This window comes from Terrabacter sp. Ter38 (assembly GCF_024519435.1).
Taxonomy (GTDB): domain Bacteria; phylum Actinomycetota; class Actinomycetes; order Actinomycetales; family Dermatophilaceae; genus Terrabacter.
In genome coordinates, this window is the sequence record NZ_JALJRZ010000001.1 from 252,087 (window position 1) to 268,138 (window position 16,052).

The following is a 16,052-nucleotide window of genomic DNA, read 5'->3' on the forward strand; positions in this document are numbered from 1 at the left end:
CACGGTCCTGCTCGACCCCACCGCCGCCGCGCCCCGCCCGCCCCGGAACGCTGCTCCGACCAGGCGCACGTCTGCGCGGGAACGGCCGCCACGCAAGGACTCAGGAGTCGATGCTCGACATGTCGCCGTAGCGGGCACCCTGAACCGCTGCCCTCGGCACGGCCTCCTCGATCGCGGCCAGGTCCTCGTCGGTGAGCCGCACGGATGCCGCCCCGACGTTCTCCTCGAGGTAGCGGACCCGCTTCGTGCCGGGGATCGGCACGACGTCGTCGCCCTGGGAGAGGACCCAGGCGAGGGCGAGCTGTCCGGCGGTCGCCCCCTTCGAAGCGGCGATCTCGCGCACCCGCGCCACGAGGGCCAGGTTCGACTCGAGGGCCTGCCCCTGGAAGCGTGGGAAGTAGGCGGTCCGGCGTGAGTCGCCGTCCTCGAGGTCGTCGGGCGAGGTGATGGCTCCGGTGAGGATGCCGCGTCCGAGGGGCGAGTAGGGCACCAGCCCGATGCCGAGTCCGCGCAACGTCGGGAGGATCTCGTCCTCGACATCGCGGGTGAAGAGGGAGTACTCGGTCTGGAGCGCGGTGATCGGGTGCACGGCGTGGGCCCGTCGGATGGTCGAGGGCGACGCCTCCGAGAGACCGAGGTGGCCGACCTTGCCCGCCTCGACGAGCTGGGCCATCGCACCGACGGTCTCCTCGATCGGGACGGTCGGGTCCACGCGGTGCTGGTAGTAGAGGTCGAGGTGGTCGACTCCGAGCCGCTGGAGGGAGGCGTCCGCCGCGCGGCGGACGTAGTCAGGTCGGCCGTTGATGCCGAGCCGCGTGCCGTCCTGGGCCCGTTCGTTGCCGAACTTCGTGGCGAGGACGACGCCCTCACGGCGACCCTCGAGGGCCCGACCGACGAGCTTCTCGTTGGTGAACGGCCCATACATGTCGGCCGTGTCGAGGAAGGTGACGCCGACGTCGAGGGCGCGGCGGATCGTCGCGACGGCGGCGGCCTCGTCACCCGTGCCGTAGAACTCGGACATCCCCATGCAGCCGAGTCCGATGGTCGAGACGGTCAAGGGCGACGCCGTGCCGAGGGTGCGCGTGCCGAGCGGTGCCGGCGTGCCGGCGGGGGCGGTGGTCGCGGAGTTCTGGGTCATGCGATCGAGTCAAACCCTTCGAGCGTGCTCGAAGTCAAGCGGATCGCACACGAACGGCGCTGCCGCAGGAGCCTCAGGCGTCGGCGCGCTCGAGCGCGGACTGGTAGATCCCGATCTTGTTGTCGATGGCGCCGAGGTGCTCGGTGACCTCGGCGAGCTGCGCCAGCACCCGTGCCCGGTGGTTCTGGAGCAGCGCGAGCCGCTCGGTCTCGTTCCCGTCTCCCGAACGGCACAGGGCGGCATACGCCTTGACCTCGCGGATCGGCATCCCGGTGGCGCGCAGGCGCGTCAGCATCCGGACCCACGTGAGGTCGCGCTCGGTGTAGACGCGATGGCCCGAGCTCGTGCGGCCGACGCCGCGCAGCATCAGCCCGTCGCGCTCGTAGTAACGCAGCGTGTGCGTGGTCAGGCCGGTGCGCTCGGAGGCTTCGGCGATGGTCAGGCCCTGGGGCGGTGCGATGACGGTCACCGGACCATGCTGGCGCTTCGAGCGCACTCGAAGTCAAGCAGGCGGACGACTGTCGTGCTCGCGTCCACCCGACACGGGCCGGCACACGGCGACGCGGAGCAGACGTTGGCGACGACGGCCGACGCCGCGCGTCGGAGCGAGGCGTCGCTCCTGGGCTGCGGGCCACGTCCAGCACTCCCAGCCGGGGGCGCGGTGCGCGGCGCACCCCTCGTGGCTCACGTGGAACCCCTCGCGGTGCGGTGCGCGGCTGAGGGACGTGGCGGTATGCGTGGAGCATCCGCCCGGGTCACGGCGCGGTCGGGCGGGACGACGGTCTCGGATGCGACGGGTGCCGGCACGGGTCGCTCCTCTCTTCCTCGGCAGGCGACCGAACGGGGCGGGCCCGCCGGCCCCCTCACCGGCCCCCGCGGAACGACCGCGCTGGACGCGCACCTCGTGGCCGCGTGCTGTGGGAACGACGTGACACGCCCGAGGGTTACGCGTCGGTAGCCGGACGACGTCAGCGATGGGGCTGCCCGTGACGTCGGAGTCGGGACCACAGCCCTGCTGCGGGTGGCGGCGGCCGCAGCGATCCGGTGTCCCCCGGGACGACCGCCGCCTCGCGGGCGGACTCGAGCTCGGCGACGGCCCGCTGCGAGTCGCTGATGAGCGAGCCGTAGACGGGCCACTGCTCGGGGTCCTCGAGGGGCGTCGTGCGCACCTGCTCGCTCAGCGAGGCGAGGACCTCGCGAGCCCGGGCCGTGCCCTCGTCGAACCGCCGGGTCGCGTCGTGGTCGTGTCGGCCCAGCTGTGACACGGCCTGTGCCATCCCGTCGAGTGCGTCGGCGTACTCCGCGAGGAACGTGGCCGAGGGCGCGGGCCGTCGACGCCGCTCGTCAGCAGCATCGACGAGGGTGCGGCCGATGCCCGTGACCTCCCAGACGGTCCGTCGGAGCGTCGTGACGGTGCGCTCGTAGCCGTCCCAGTCGACGTCTGCGGGACGGATGTTGTCACGCAGGTTGAAGCGCATGCTCTCGCGACCGGTGCGGATGTCGTCGACGATGTACGGCGCCTTGTCGCCGATCTCGCCCCCACGGCGGTACCACCGACGCGCCGACTGGACGTCCCAGTCACCGCGGAGCCCGGAGGCCATCTCCTCGAGGAGCTCACGCACCTGTCGCGCGAGCGCCGACACCCGCTGACGCGGCTTGGTCAGGTGCAGCGGTGCCAGCACGATGGCGTTGGTCGCCACCCCGATGATGCCGCCGACCACCGTCTCGACGATCGTCAGGTAGGTGAAGTGCTCGTCGGTGCCACCGGCGGTGATGAGCGACAGGAGCACCATGGCCGGCACCTGGATGCCGTGCTCCCCCAGACGCGACCACCGTCCGATGACGAGCGCGACGAGGATGACCCCGAACATCGTCCACCACGTGACCCCGAAGACCGTGGCGACGACCCACGCGACGCTGAGCCCGAGCACGACGGCGGCGATGCGCTGGGCGCTGGCCGCCAGGGAACGCACCATCGTGCGGTCGACGACGAGGAGGGCGGCCATCGGCGCGTAGAACGGGACCGGGCTGTCGAGCACCCGCACCGCGAACTGCCACGCGAGGACGGTCGCGATCGCCGCCTTGACGAGGAGCAGCAGGGCGTCGCGCTCCGGCCCGGGCTGGTGCAGCGCCCGACGCAGGGCCCGCAGCCGCTGGTTGGCGTCGTCCTGCCACTGGCTCACGTGCGGACACCCGCCGTCGCATCCGGACGTCCGGCCACCACCGGTCCCCGTTCCCCCGCCCGCGGCATCCAGGCGGAGACGCTCACGAGGACCTGCGCTCCGACGCCTCTTCGACGGCACGCTTGTCGATGTCGTCCATGGCGCGGGTGTCCCGCGGTTCAGCGAACGGCTCGAGGTCCTCCGGGACACCCTCGGCGATTGCACGGCTCCGGTCGAGCTCGGCGTTGACCTCGGCGCCGAGCAGGATCGCGATGTTCGTCAGCCACAGCCAGACGAGGAAGATGACGACACCGGCCAGGGACCCGTAGGTCTTGTTGTACGACGAGAACAGTGCGACGTAGACGGCAAAGAGTCCCGAGACGACGAGCCAGATCAGCACGGCGATGACACCTCCGGGGCTGACCCACTTGACGCCTCCCTGCTTCGCGTTGGGACTGGCCCAGAAGAGCACGGCGAAGAGCACCGACACGAGGACCAGCAGCACGGGCCACTTGAGCACCCCCCACACGAGAAGGGCCGTGTCACCTGCCCCGATGAGGTTGCCGACCTGCTCGGCCACCGGCCCGCTGACGACGACGATCACCGCGCTGGCGACCATGACGACGACGGCGAACAAGGTCACCCCGACGCGGATGGGCACCGTCTTCCAGATCGGGCGACCCTCTGGGATGTCGTAGATGACGTTGGACGCCCGCATGAACGCCGAGACGTAGCCCGAGGCCGACCAGAGCGCCACGAGCAGTCCGAGGACCGCCCCGAAGCCGGCGCTCGTCCGGTTCGCCTGTGCCTGGACGATGAGCGTGCGCACGAAGTCCGCGCTCGACCCGGGCGCGATCGCCTGGACCTGGAGGACGACCTGCGCGGTGGCGTCGCGGCCGAGCAGTCCGAGCGCCGCGACGAGCACGGCGAGAGCCGGGGCGATCGAGAGCAGGCCGTAGTAGGTCAACGAGGCGGCGAGGTCGGTGAGGTTGTCCCGCTTGAACTCGACCCGGGCCCTCTTGAGGGCCGCGACGAGCGAGGACCGTGGCAGGTCGGACGGACTCTCGGGATTGTCGGGGGTGTCAGGCGTGTCGGGGGTGTCGGGGGTGTCGGGAGTGTCGGGAGTGTCGGACCGTGCGTGGCCACGGCTGCTGCGTGAGGGGTCGCTTGCTGGTGCCATTCCCTGCCCGTACCCAGTGGGTGCGACGGCCGCACGGGACGGGCCCGGTCTCGGCTCGTCGTCGGGCAATGGCAGCATGGGGCGCTGCTGTGGGTACGAAGCCCTACGCGTCGCCCGAGAGGGCAGGTGGTCGCCTTCGCACGGCGGGCACGACCGACCGCACGTCGGCACGAGCCGACACGAACCGGAGGGAGAGGCCGCGCATGGTGGACGTATCGCCTGACCTCATCGCCGGACGCTACCGGCTCATGAACCGGATCGGCTCCGGCGGCATGGGCCACGTGTGGCTGGCCTGGGACGAGCGACTGAGCCGCGCCGTGGCCCTCAAGCAGCTGCACTCGCCCGTCGGCCTCGACGAGGCCGATGCCCGCGTCGCCCACGCACGCGCGATGCGGGAGGCCCGCAACACGGCCCGCCTGCACCACCCCAACGCGGTGCCCGTCTTCGACGTCGTCGACCACGACGGCCAGCCGTGCCTCGTCATGCAGTATCTCCCGTCGCGCAGCCTGCACGCGGTGCTGGCCGAGCGCGGCCCCCTGCCGGTGCGTGACGTCGCCAAGCTCGGCGCAGAGCTCGCATCGGCCCTTGCGGCCGCGCACCGCGCCGACATCGTGCACCGCGACGTCAAGCCGGGCAACGTGCTCGTCGCCGAGGACGGCACGGCCCGCATCACCGACTTCGGGATCTCGCACGCCGTCGGCGACGTGTCCCTCACCTCGACCGGCATGGTGACCGGCACCCCGGCCTACCTTGCCCCGGAGGTCGCGCGCGGGGCACCGTCGAGCCCGGCCTCGGACGTCTTCTCCCTCGGCGCGACCCTCTATGCCGCCGTCGAGGGCTCGCCGCCGTTCGGCACCGGAAACAACCCGATGGCCCTGCTGCACCGGGTGGCCTCCGGCTCGATCACGCCGCCCGGGGACGGTCCGCTCGCCCCTGTCCTGCTCGCGATGCTCGCCGCGTCACCCGACGACCGTCCCTCGATGCAGGACGTCTCGGCCGACCTCGCCGAGGTCGCTGCCGGAGGTCCGCCTCGCAGCGGGTCGACGACCCCGTCAGGCGAGGGACCTGCCGACCGACCTGACCGGACCCGTGTCCTCCCCACGGGTGGGGCCATCGGGGCCGAACCCGGCGCGGCCGGAGCTGTGGCCGCGGACGCGAGCGACGACCTCGGCGGCCCCACCCCGGGCACGACCCGCTTGCCGTCGCCCGTTGCACCCGCCGCCGTCCGCTCGCCGGACCCGGCCCTCCCGGCTCCACCGTCCGCGGCGCCGCGGCCCGACGACCACGGTCGCGACAGCGGCGACCGTGGGGAGGCCGGCGATGACGTGGACCAGGACGGACGCGGCCCCGACCGCCGCCGGGTCGCCGTGCTCCTCCTCGTCGTCCTCGTCGTGCTCGGCGGGGCCGGTCTCGCCGTCTGGGGCCTGCAGCGCGACACGACAGACGCCGGCGGGCAGGCGGCGCCGCCCGTCGCGTCGAGCAGCCCGAGGACCACGACCGCCACGCGACCGACGACGCCTCCCACCACGTCCCGCGCCGAGACGCCCTCACCCACGACGACGACACCGCAGAGCCCCCGCCCCTCGACGCCGTCGACCCCGTCGAACCCGCCGGCCACGACCTCGACGGCCCCGTCGACACGCACAGGCGCCACGACGGACGGCGAGCTCGCCCGTGCCGTTCGCGACTACTACGCACTGCTCCCCGGGGACACGGACGCGGGGTGGGCACGCCTGACCGACCGCTACCGGTCCACGACTGCCGGCAGCCGTGCGACCTACGAGCGCTTCTGGGGCTCCGTCGCCTCGGTCGACGTCCGCCAGGCGACCGGGTCGGCACCGGGGTCGGTCGTCGCGACCTTGCGCTACGCCTTCGACGACGGGCGTCGCTTCGAGGAGCGGACGGCATACTCCCTCGTCGACGACGGCGGGATCCTCAAGATCGACCGCTCGTCGGTGCTCAGCAGCCGCCAGCTCTGACGGCAACGGTTCGGCGACGCGTGCGCCGAGGTGTGTCGAGCCCCCGCCGACCGCGTTCGGGTGGCCGTGCCTCAGTTCCGGGGCGGGGCGCCGCGGACGGCGGGGTGCTCGGGGTGTGGCCCGACGATGACGGGCGATCCCGTCAGGGGCAACGCCACATGACCAGTGAACGAGCGGAGTGCCCTGCTCGGTTCCGCGCCGCGCCGACCGGTGCGACCACGCTCGTCGTGCACACCTGCGCGAGACGCTCGAGCATCGCTGCCCGCTCGCTGCCGGTCATCACGGTCACGAACGTCTCGTCGTCGGCCGCCGTCACTGCGCTCATCGTGGTTCTCCCGGGTTCGCGGCACCCGGCTCTACCCTGTGGCCGGTGTCCAGGAGTAGGTGTACCAGCCGCAAAGGGCGGATACGTCCCTATTGCCCGATTTTCTGCAAGAAAGTCTCAAGGAACGTGCAAGGGATGGTGTGCCGACGGCCGCTGTCAGTGGCGCGCGGCCCTCGTGGGCCGTCGACCGACCGCTAGGCGACCTCCAGGCGGCGGCGCTACCTGCGCTCCGCCCGGTCCCGGATCGCCTTGCGGATGCGGGTGGAGGTGCCGCACCGACAGATGGTCGTCTCGGTGAAAAAGTGGGCGCTGCTCATCCTCGCGCTCCTGCTGAGCCGGCTCGTCGTGCGGCGGCTGCTCGAGCCTGTGCCTCGAATTCCTCGGCCGGCAGGCTGAGGCCCTCGACGTACCTCGGCGAGGCTGGGACAGTGGGCTCATGTCACTCGAGACGTGGTGGTCGGCGGTGCGACCCGAGACCCGGGACTGGATCGTCGCCCACAACGGCGAACCCCTCCCGCTCGACGTCGTCGCGGACATCACACGAGTCAGCGGTCCCGTCGACCCCGACGCCTGGTGGGTCGCCGACCGAGGGCCTGACGGACTGGAACTCTCGGACGCGGCCGTCGACTGGGTCGAGACCGTGGCCAACGGCGAGACTCCCCCGGAGCCCTAGCCGACATCGGCCGGCCACTCGCGGACGAGGGCGCGAGATCCGCGGTCGTCGTCAGCGCGGCAGGCGCGAGGTCCCGAGGTCGATGACGTCGCTCGCCACGGCCTCGAGGTCACGGCCGGTCGCCTCGGCGAGACCGCGCAGCAGCTCATGGGCCTCGTCGGCGGTCAGGCCGCGCTGCAGCATGACGAGGTCGACGGCCACGGCGAGGTCGAGGCCGTCGGCCGGTCCTGAGCGACTCGAGGATGCTGTGCTCAGGCCGATGCTGCCCTCCGACCGACCGTGACGGGATCCGGGTGCTGACGACGTGATCACGTCGATGTGCATACCCGACACCATCCGGTTCTCACCTCGGCGGCGACCCTGCAGGCCCTGACCCGCTCGGGTGACGTCGGGCCGGAAGCGCCCGGCCCCGACCGAACGTGGTCACGCGATCTCGGGTCCGCCAGTGGTGTCACCGGGCACGCGGGCCCAGGCCTGGCGCCGACTGCCAGGAGCTTCAGCCCTGCTTCACCGCGGCCACGTCGACGCAGAGGACTCCCCTGTTGCCGTCCTGGTCGGCGATCACGGTGAGCGCGGGCGCGTCGCTGTCGTCGACGACGGTCCCGCCCGCGGCCAGCACGGCGGCGATCCGTTGCTCGGCCGCCTCGGGCGCCACGTAGACCTCGACGTGGAACCGCTGACCCGTGGTCTGCTGCTCGTCAGCATCCCCGAACCACAGGTTGGGCACGCGCCCGGTGGCGTCCCGGATCTCGTCGCTGGGCGTCCCGCGTCCTTGGGACTCGGCGCTTCCTGTGAGGAGGGCGGCCCAGACCGGGGCGATCGTCGACGAGCGCGCGGTGTCGAGGCCGAGCTCGATGTCGCTGACCGACGCCGGGTCGGCCCGGAGCCCGTGGTCGGCGGCGATCTCGGTGATCCGTCGCGCGAGGTCGACGTCCTGCTGGGTCACCCATTCGACGACGTGCTCGGTGCCTTCGTCGTCGCGGTAGATGGCGTCGTCGCTGACGAGCTTGAGGTCGACACACTCCGTGCCGATCGACACGTGCGGGTGGTGCTCGAGCGCGTCACCCGCGTCGCCCACCGCGGCGACGAACCGGACGCCCGCGCCGAATCCGTCGACCAGATAGCGGGCGTGAAGGCCCTGGGCCAGCTTTCGCCACTCGCTCAGGTTGGCCTCGGCGATCTCTGCGCTCCTCAGCATGTCCATAGACGGGGACCATAGCTGCGATCACCACGGCTGACGCCTCTGAGACGTCGGTCCGTTTCCGTCGTCGTCGCCACGGTTCGCGATCGGGTCCCCTCGATGCCAGACGCCACCACCCTTGCTCTGACCGGTGGCCGACCGCGAACCGGCGGTATCAGGGCACCGGGAAGTCGCTCGGGGCACCTTCTCCCGTCGCTCCGTCGACCTGCTCGCGGAGCAGGTCGGCGTGTCCGGTGTGGCGGGCGTACTCCTCGACCATGTCAGCCAGCAAACGGCGCACGCTCATCCCCTCGTGGGTCGTCTGCTCCAGGCCGCCGCGCGACAGCGCCTCCGTCAGCGACTCCCGGGAGCGGTGCACGGTCTCGACCCAGAGCGCACGAAGGGCGTCAGGGGTGTCGTCGGCCGCTGTGGTCCAGGCCCAGTCGTCCCAGTCCTTCTCGAGATCCAGCGCGTCGAAGGGCGACCTGAACGCACGACCGGCGAGCCGGTGCTGGAAGTAGAGCTCCTCGACCCACGCCAGGTGTTTGAGCAGGCCGCCGAGCGTGACGGAGGACGCGCCCAGCCGAAGACTCATCCCTGCGGCAGCGACGTCCGCGCACTTCCACGCGAAGGTCAGCCGGTTGCGCTCCAGGGTGATCACGGCGGTGTCGACCTCGTCGCCCCTCATGAAGCGCTCGATGTCCCACTCCGGTGGCTGGCCGGGCGTGAAGCCGAAGGTGCTCGTCATGCGCTCACCCTAGAAACACATCCGGACGAGCGACGTCCGCAAACCCGATCATCCGCGAACTGGTCGACATCCCGCTGCTGCCGCGGCGGCACCGGTCGTGGCGTCACACGTCGGCATACCTCGTTGCGAGAGTTCGGCAACCACGTCCGGCGGCAGGAAGGCTCAACCGTCCTGGGTCAGCTCGAACAGCTCGCACGGCGTGTCCATGTAACGGGTGGTCGCGCCCACGTGGCGCATGCCGATGCGCCGGCAAACGGCTTGCGAGGCGTAGTTGCCAGGATGGGTCACGGCGATGATCCGGCGCTGACCGCGAACGAACGCGTCGATGGACACCGCCAGCGCTGCCTCGGTCGCGTATCCCTCGCCCCACGCGTCCGGATGGAGCTGCCAGCCGATCTCCACGTCCGCCGGGTGGGCTGGAACTTCGCCTGCGGACAATGGAATGGGTTTGAGCAGAAGGTTTCCCAGCCGGGCTCCGTCGCGGTCGGTGATGATCCAGATGCCGTGGACCGGGTGCCCGCTGATGGCGCGCCGGCGTTCGATCGAGGCGAGCGCCTGACTACGGGAGGTCATCGTCCTCGGGTGGGCCCCCAGGTAGCGCACGACCTCCCATCGGCCTTCGAGGTCGAGGAGGAAGTCGGCGTCGCCGGCCTCCCATGGCCTAAGAACCAGTCGCGCCGAGGTGATGGTCCGCATGGGCGCAACCTAGCGAACGACCCACTGCCTCATCAGTTCGTGGAACACCGGTTCCTCCCGAATCGGATCGAGGTCGGAGTCCGTCCGTACCGACGTCCTGAACTCATCCGACATCTCCCTGGCCTGCCGGAGATGGTCGAGGGCCTCGCTGGTCCGGCCGCAACTGGCTCTCGCAGCCCCGCAGCACGAGGAACAGCTCTTGGTCAGCGGTCAGCCCGCCTTCGTCGTGGTCGTCGACGAGGACGTCACCCTCCGTGCGGGCGGACCCGTCGGCAGTCGCGTCCGGTAGCGGCAGGACGAACTCGCGCGGCTGCCAACGTCCCTGGCGCTACCTGCTCGTCGTCGAGGTGGGCGACGGCTTCACCTCGAACGTCAGGTCGTCACGACCTGGGCCGGTATCGCAGGGCGACCGTCCCCGACCTGAACTCACGCCGATCCACGAGCTCGAGCCGGATGCGCTCGCGCAGACCGGCGAGCAACGTCGGCCCGTGTCCAGCCAGGACCGGCTGCACGAGGAACACGTACTCGTCGATCAGTCCCAGATCTGCCAACGCCAGCGGAAGGGTGACGCCGCCCACGAACAGGCCCTCACCCGGCTGGTCCTTGAGCCGCTGAACCGCCTGCCCCACGTCGCCGTGGACCAGCTCGGCATTCCAGTCGGCCTCGGTCAACGTGCTCGACACGACGTACTTGTCCGCCGCGTCGATGGTCTCGGCGAACGGGAGCTCCAACTCACCCATCCAGTCGGGCCACGTTCCCGTGGCCGGCCGCCTCCACGCCGACTCCATCATCTCGTAGGTCACCCTGCCGAACAGCAGGGCATCGGCTCGTTCCAGCTCAGCGGTCCAGTAGCGCATCGACTCCTCGTCGGGGGGCAGCCCCGCCTCGTGGTGGCAGCAGCCGTCGAGTGTGACGTTGATCGAGTACCGAAGCGGTCTCATCTCGTTGCTCTCCCTTGAAGCGCGCAGCGCGTTTCACCGGACGGTACTCGAACGACCGTCGGCGGTTGTCCCATCGGCGCCCGATTCCCTGGTCGACGCAGTGGCGGCCCGGCGACGCGTCACCCGGTGGCGGCTCGACGCTGCTCGTCGTCGAAAGCGAGGTGCACGGCCGCTTCCTGGGCGGAGGCGCCTGCGGCGACGGCCGAGCGGGTCAGCCCGATGTTGCGCGAGGTGGCCGCCATGGCGGCGGCGACCCGGCCGCGACCGTAGGTCATCGAGTTGGTGGCAGCGACGCCGATGCTCGACCCGACCTCGATGGCGTCCTGGTCAGCGCCCATGTACAGGAACTGCCACGCGAACTCGGAGGTCTGCCGCTCGATGAGCGCCTTGACCTGGGCGTGGGTGAGCTCGTGCGAGGAGTTCTCGTGGCCGTCGGTCATGATGCCGACGATGACGACGCCCGGACGCTCGTGCTCGGGCAGGGCGGCGAGGCGGCCGCCGGCCTCGCCGAGGAGGCGTCCGATGGAGTCGAGCAGGGCCGTGGAGCCCCGCGGTGACAGGGACAGCGGCGGCACGTCGGCCACGGGTACGTCCCGGTAGACCTCCTCGTACTGGTCGTCGAACTGCGCCAGGGTGACCAGGCACTCGCCGGGCTGGTTGCGCTGCTCGGCGACGAAGGCGTCGTAGCCGCCCTCGGTGTCGTCCTTGATCGACTGCATCGACCCGCTTCGGTCGAGCAGGAAGTAGAGGTGCGTGAGGTTCGGGTTCGTCATGGCGTCTCCTCCGTGGTCGGGCTGTGCTGGTGATCGTCAGGTGCTGCTGCGGCGGGCGCGGAAGCGCAGCGGACGGTGCGGCGGCTCGGGCGCAGTCCGGTGGCGTCCTTCTTCGAGGTCGTAGCGGGCACGCTCCACGCCGGCTGCCGTGACGCGTCCGGCCTCGGATCCGTAGGCGCCGAGCAGGCTGGTGCGGGCCAGGCGGGGCCCGACGGCGTTCTCCGACAGGCCGGCCAGGGCGCCGGCCGTCCGGATCGTGCCGCCCTCTGCCACGAGTACCGCCGCCATCGCCTCGTCGACAGCGGATGTCAGGTGCTCCTGAGCGGCTCGCAGGAGTGGCAACGCGTCGAGGGGGTGGGAGGCGTCGGTGCGGTCGAGCGCCTCACGCGCGGCGTCGACCGCCGTGCGCAGGGCCAGCTCCGTCTCGGCCGGGAGGGGCCGTCGTGCGTCGCTCATCCATCCAGAGTAGGCGCAGTAACTGCGGCCCCGCAAGAGTTGAGCCGATGCGGCCGGGGGCGTCGTCTCGCCGAGAGCCCAGAGCCACCAGGGGCCGGCAACCGAGGCCGTCAGGGCCTAGAACGCCGTGCGGGACTCACACTGCGAGGGTCGGTGACCCGATGGTCCCGGTAGACCTCTCCCGCGCGGGCCTGCGCTCTCCACGGTCGCTTGACGGTCAGGGCGTGGTGATTGACCGGCTCGTTCGGGTCGAGCTCTGCCACCCGCAGCTCGTCCGTCGCCTCGACCTCAGCGAGAACCTGGCCGTCCGGACCGATGAGCCCGGAGAGCAAGAGTCCGGTGCTCTGCGCCGGGATGGACAGGGCAACCCAGACGTTGTGGATCGCCGCGTAGGCGCGGGCCTTGGTCGCGAAGATCGAGTCGACGGGGTAGGCGGGAACCAAGAGGCAGTCCACGCCCAGCTGCTCGTACTCGATGAACAGGTCTGGGAAGTTGATCTCGACGCACACCGCGAGACCGAACCGGAAGCCGTCCACCTCGAACACCCCCGGCTCGAAGCCGGGGGCGTAGAAGCGCGTGACCTCGGTGTTGGACAGCAGGCGCTTGTCGTAGCGGTCGACCACGCGACCGTCGTCGGCGATGACCTACAGGACCATCCGTGCTCCTCGCGCCGCGGCGTCCCGCATGAGTCTCCGGACCGTTGCGCCGTTCTCGCGCGGATCCACTCGAATCTCGGTCTGGGCGACGGCGAGGAGAAGGGTCGACATGCGCACACGATGTCACCGGGGAGCGACAACGGGGCCACGAGTGCGTCGCACGCCTGCTCATGAGCGTGACAACCCCCCCAACGCAGGCGATGGGTTACAGCCCGAACGCGTGCCACTCGCCCTCGGAGACCACCTCGACGGAGTCGCCGACGACCTTGATGGCGGTCTGCTCGTCGATGACATAGGCCGGGCCACCGATCTCAGCGGCCCACCGCTCCGCGTCCGCAAGGGTGTTCGTCGGGAAGGCGTTCAGGTGAGGGAAGATCGCGAACTCGACGAGCCCCAAGGTCCGATCGTCGGTGGCCGCCGGCCATGTGACGAAGTCCGAACCGATCCGGGGCGCCATGACCATGCTCCCGGCGCTCACACCGACCCAGGTCGTGTCGGTCAGCGAGGAGAGGTGGTCGACCAGGCCGGATTGCCGCAGCCAGTGACACAGGTACGTGGCATCGCCACCGTCGACGAGCAGAACGTCGGCCTCATGGATCCACTCGACCCATCGCTCCGTGCCGATGGTGGGTAGGGCGGTCAGCTCGAGGACACCCACGGACTTCCATCCCAGCGAGGTCATGGCGTCTCCCGGGTCCCCGCCACCGACGAAGCGGTGAACCGATCGCGGCCCGCACCTGGGATGCCCCCACTGCGCGGTCGGGATGCAGAGCGCGGCCGACTCGGAGATCGGCTTGCCCAACATGCCGACGAGCGCATCGCGGATGCTCGTGTTCCTGATGCCGCCCGAGGTGAGAAGCAGCTTCATGGCCGGGGCTCCTTGGAATGGCTGGGACTCCGCGGCAACGGACGGGCCGGCGGAGGCGCCCGGGATGGGGCCGGGTGTTGACACCGTACACACAGACCATCCCGGCGACGCCGTGGGTGATCAGCCTTTCGCAGCTCCGAAGCCGGCCGCGCTCCGCCGCGGCGGTGTGATCGGCTCGGTAGCGTGGTGAAGAGGTCATCCGGTCGCACCCGGCGCGGCGTCCGGAGCCAGGCCAGTCACCAGTCGACTCCCTTCTGCTGCAGGTCGACCGGTCGGAGGCTCGTGCCGGTGAGCGCGTACGTGGTCATCTCGGTGAGGCGCGGGGAGTACACGTGCAGGCTGACCGCTGGGTCCGGACCCTCGTTGCTCACGTGGTGCACGTAGCGGCGTCCGAACGTGCGCTGTTGGCCGGCCCGCAGACGGCCGACGTCCTCACCGACCTGCGGCGTCCGGTCGGGAGCGGCCAGGTCCGCGACGCGCTCGCTCAGCTGCCCCTGCAGGACGACGAACGAGCCGGCGCTCTGCCCGTGGTCGTGCCACTCGGTCCCCTGGCCCGGGAGCCAGGTGAGCAGCCATGCCTCATGGTCGGGCTCAGCGGCGATCCGGGCGTAGTACCGGCTGATGGGGTCGAAGTCGACGAGACCGGCCCAGAGGGAGCGGTCGCCCGCGAGGCGCCGCGCGATCTCGGCGAGGTTGACCGTGGTCCGCGCTTCGAGCGTCGGCGACGCCCCGGCGCCAGGCGCAGTGAGGGTGGTGAGGGCGGTGAGGGTGGTGGCCCGGTCGGGGCGGGTGTGCAGAGGCATGGCAAGGCTCCTGAAGGTGTGGGGGTGGGTCGAGACGGACCATGGAGACGCCGCGCGCTCCGGCCGGACTCCATCCGTGCCGGCCACGCTGCGCGTGCTTTCGTCTGGTCGTCAGCCCCGACAGAGGGCGCTGCTCACCCGGGAGAGGTCGACGTGCCGGCGGCGGTGAGCCCACAGGGTGTGACCGCGGGAAGGCTGTTCGGTGGTGTGCGTCATGGGAACCCTTGTGTCCGTGGGGCCCTCGTCGAGCCCGCGCTTGCGTCGACCGAGGGGTCGACGCCTGGTCCTCACCCGGGGCACCCCACCGCGGAGGAGGGTTGCCGCCCAGCAAGCCGGGGCTTGTCGCTGGGACTCATGACCTACGGAGAAGTTAACATACTGATTTGGTAGGGATATTGCGGCGCCCACTTCATGAGATGCCACCCAGGCCACGGACCGTGGGGTCCATGGCCTCGGTGCGGGCAGGGGGCCCGCTGCTCGAGCACCTGTGCACGGAAGCAAGACCGCCGCGCTCCCGCTCCGGTCCCGGTCAGGGGGCCATCGCGGCATACCCGGTGGCGTCGTGGATCGCCAGCCCGGCGTACGTGGCGTACGCCCTCGCCCCGGCGTTCACCTGGGCCAGCTGGCCCTCCATGGCGGTGCGGGTCCAGCCGTAGAACGTCTGCTTCGTGTCGACGGACGTCGCGCCGAGATAGTTCGTCTCCTGACCGAGGCGCACGGGCTTGCCGAGCGCGGCGCCGGCGGCGAGGGCGGGGGTCGCGACGTCGAGCGTCCCGTCCGTGCCGGACGCAGTGTTGCGGTAGGACATCACGGTGACCCCCGCCGTGCGCTTCATGATCTCCCGGTCCAGGGTCGAGGCCGCGCCCGTGGAGGCGACGGCATGGATCGTGTTGAACCAGAAGGGGATGTCGGCCTCGATGGGGTAGGTGCCGGCGTTGGCCTTGAGCTTGTCGAGCAGCGTGAGGTACGTCCCGACGACGGCGGCCCGGTCGGCGCCCCAGGCGGGCGTCGAGTAGGGCTCGATGTCGACGTGGATGCCCGTGAAGAGGCCCGAGCTCTTGGCCGGCTTGAGCCAGTGGGTGACGACCCAGGTCGGGTTGTCGACCCAGCCGGGGTCGCCGCCGAGCGCGTCCACCCGGATGCCGGCAGCGCGGGCCCGGTCGCTCAGCGCCTTGATGTCGGGCAGCTGGCTCGACGTCGCGAGGTTCGCCGGGACGGCGACGAAGAGCTGGTCGATGCCGGTGCTCACGGCGAGGTCGACGGTGGCCGCGGGGGTGCTCGTGTCCCACACCCACAGGGCCCGGGTGTCCTGGGCCGAGGACGCGGCGGCGGTCACGGCCCTGCCCGTGGTCGCTGCCGCGGCGCCGGGAGCCATGCCGACCGATGCTGCAGCGGTGCCCGCCAGCGCAAGGACCCCGGCGACGAGGCGGGTGGTGCGGGCACGAGGGGTGCTGAACATGTGGGAGCTCCGGGA

General features: G+C 71.1%; 18 protein-coding genes and 1 riboswitch. Of the genes, 2 read left to right on the forward strand and 16 right to left on the reverse strand.

Annotated elements, in window-relative coordinates; all coding sequences use genetic code 11:
- Positions 1-100: 100 nt before the first annotated feature.
- From NR112_RS01145 to NR112_RS01160, 4 genes are all read right to left on the reverse strand, one after another.
- Positions 101-1,138, reverse strand: coding sequence for an aldo/keto reductase (locus NR112_RS01145; protein WP_256792150.1), 1,038 nt, complete (start codon positions 1,136-1,138; stop codon positions 101-103).
- Positions 1,139-1,211: 73 nt separating this feature from the next.
- A complete protein-coding gene (locus NR112_RS01150; protein WP_256792151.1) occupies positions 1,212-1,607 on the reverse strand; it encodes a MerR family transcriptional regulator in 396 nt (131 codons plus the stop codon).
- 499 nt (positions 1,608-2,106) lie between these two features.
- Positions 2,107-3,321, reverse strand: coding sequence for an aromatic acid exporter family protein (locus tag NR112_RS01155; protein WP_256792152.1), 1,215 nt, complete (start codon positions 3,319-3,321; stop codon positions 2,107-2,109).
- Positions 3,322-3,403: 82 nt separating this feature from the next.
- Positions 3,404-4,480 carry a YihY/virulence factor BrkB family protein gene (locus tag NR112_RS01160; protein ID WP_256792153.1) on the reverse strand — a complete coding sequence of 359 codons (1,077 nt, stop codon included), beginning with the start codon at positions 4,478-4,480 and terminating at the stop codon, positions 3,404-3,406.
- Between the two features lie 203 nt (positions 4,481-4,683).
- Here NR112_RS01160 and NR112_RS01165 point away from each other — a divergent pair, with 203 nt between their 5' ends.
- Complete coding sequence (locus NR112_RS01165; RefSeq protein WP_256792154.1) at positions 4,684-6,459, forward strand: serine/threonine-protein kinase; 1,776 nt, start codon at positions 4,684-4,686, stop codon at positions 6,457-6,459.
- 142 nt (positions 6,460-6,601) lie between these two features.
- Here the strand turns inward: NR112_RS01165 and NR112_RS01170 are convergent, their stop codons facing one another.
- Positions 6,602-6,784, reverse strand: a complete 183-nt coding sequence (locus tag NR112_RS01170) for a hypothetical protein (protein ID WP_256792155.1) — start codon at positions 6,782-6,784, stop codon at positions 6,602-6,604.
- Between the two features lie 436 nt (positions 6,785-7,220).
- Here NR112_RS01170 and NR112_RS01175 point away from each other — a divergent pair, with 436 nt between their 5' ends.
- Entirely contained in the window at positions 7,221-7,457 is a 237-nt protein-coding gene (locus tag NR112_RS01175; protein ID WP_256792156.1) for a hypothetical protein, read from the forward strand.
- 51 nt (positions 7,458-7,508) lie between these two features.
- Here NR112_RS01175 and NR112_RS01180 read toward each other — a convergent pair whose 3' ends face one another.
- The 11 genes from NR112_RS01180 to NR112_RS01230 form a co-directional block, all read right to left on the reverse strand.
- Entirely contained in the window at positions 7,509-7,781 is a 273-nt protein-coding gene (locus tag NR112_RS01180) for an ANTAR domain-containing protein (protein WP_256792157.1), read from the reverse strand.
- Positions 7,782-7,953: 172 nt separating this feature from the next.
- Positions 7,954-8,661: a VOC family protein gene (locus NR112_RS01185; protein WP_256792158.1), complete on the reverse strand. Its 708-nt coding sequence runs from the start codon at positions 8,659-8,661 to the stop codon at positions 7,954-7,956.
- Between the two features lie 151 nt (positions 8,662-8,812).
- Positions 8,813-9,385 (reverse strand): DUF664 domain-containing protein, encoded by a 573-nt coding sequence (locus NR112_RS01190; RefSeq protein ID WP_256792159.1) that lies wholly within the window; start codon positions 9,383-9,385, stop codon positions 8,813-8,815.
- Between the two features lie 162 nt (positions 9,386-9,547).
- Positions 9,548-10,081 (reverse strand): GNAT family N-acetyltransferase, encoded by a 534-nt coding sequence (locus NR112_RS01195; protein ID WP_256792160.1) that lies wholly within the window; start codon positions 10,079-10,081, stop codon positions 9,548-9,550.
- A 380-nt stretch (positions 10,082-10,461) separates the two neighbouring features.
- Entirely contained in the window at positions 10,462-11,022 is a 561-nt protein-coding gene (locus tag NR112_RS01200; RefSeq protein WP_256792161.1) for a dihydrofolate reductase family protein, read from the reverse strand.
- A gap of 119 nt (positions 11,023-11,141) precedes the next feature.
- Positions 11,142-11,795, reverse strand: a complete 654-nt coding sequence (locus tag NR112_RS01205) for a VWA domain-containing protein (RefSeq protein WP_256792162.1) — start codon at positions 11,793-11,795, stop codon at positions 11,142-11,144.
- Positions 11,796-11,831: 36 nt separating this feature from the next.
- The gene (locus NR112_RS01210) at positions 11,832-12,251 is read right to left on the reverse strand and encodes a hypothetical protein (protein ID WP_256792163.1); all 420 of its coding nucleotides are present in this window, start codon (positions 12,249-12,251) and stop codon (positions 11,832-11,834) included.
- 110 nt (positions 12,252-12,361) lie between these two features.
- The gene (locus NR112_RS01215; RefSeq protein ID WP_256792833.1) at positions 12,362-12,892 is read right to left on the reverse strand and encodes a carbon-nitrogen hydrolase family protein; all 531 of its coding nucleotides are present in this window, start codon (positions 12,890-12,892) and stop codon (positions 12,362-12,364) included.
- A 220-nt stretch (positions 12,893-13,112) separates the two neighbouring features.
- A complete protein-coding gene (locus NR112_RS01220; protein WP_256792164.1) occupies positions 13,113-13,775 on the reverse strand; it encodes a Type 1 glutamine amidotransferase-like domain-containing protein in 663 nt (220 codons plus the stop codon).
- Between the two features lie 236 nt (positions 13,776-14,011).
- On the reverse strand, positions 14,012-14,578 hold the full coding sequence (locus tag NR112_RS01225; RefSeq protein ID WP_256792165.1) for a cysteine dioxygenase family protein: 567 nt from the start codon (positions 14,576-14,578) through the stop codon (positions 14,012-14,014).
- A 247-nt stretch (positions 14,579-14,825) separates the two neighbouring features.
- Positions 14,826-14,938, reverse strand: a riboswitch (SAM riboswitch).
- A gap of 169 nt (positions 14,939-15,107) precedes the next feature.
- The gene (locus NR112_RS01230) at positions 15,108-16,037 is read right to left on the reverse strand and encodes a hypothetical protein (RefSeq protein WP_256792166.1); all 930 of its coding nucleotides are present in this window, start codon (positions 16,035-16,037) and stop codon (positions 15,108-15,110) included.
- Between the last annotated feature and the right edge of the window lie 15 nt (positions 16,038-16,052).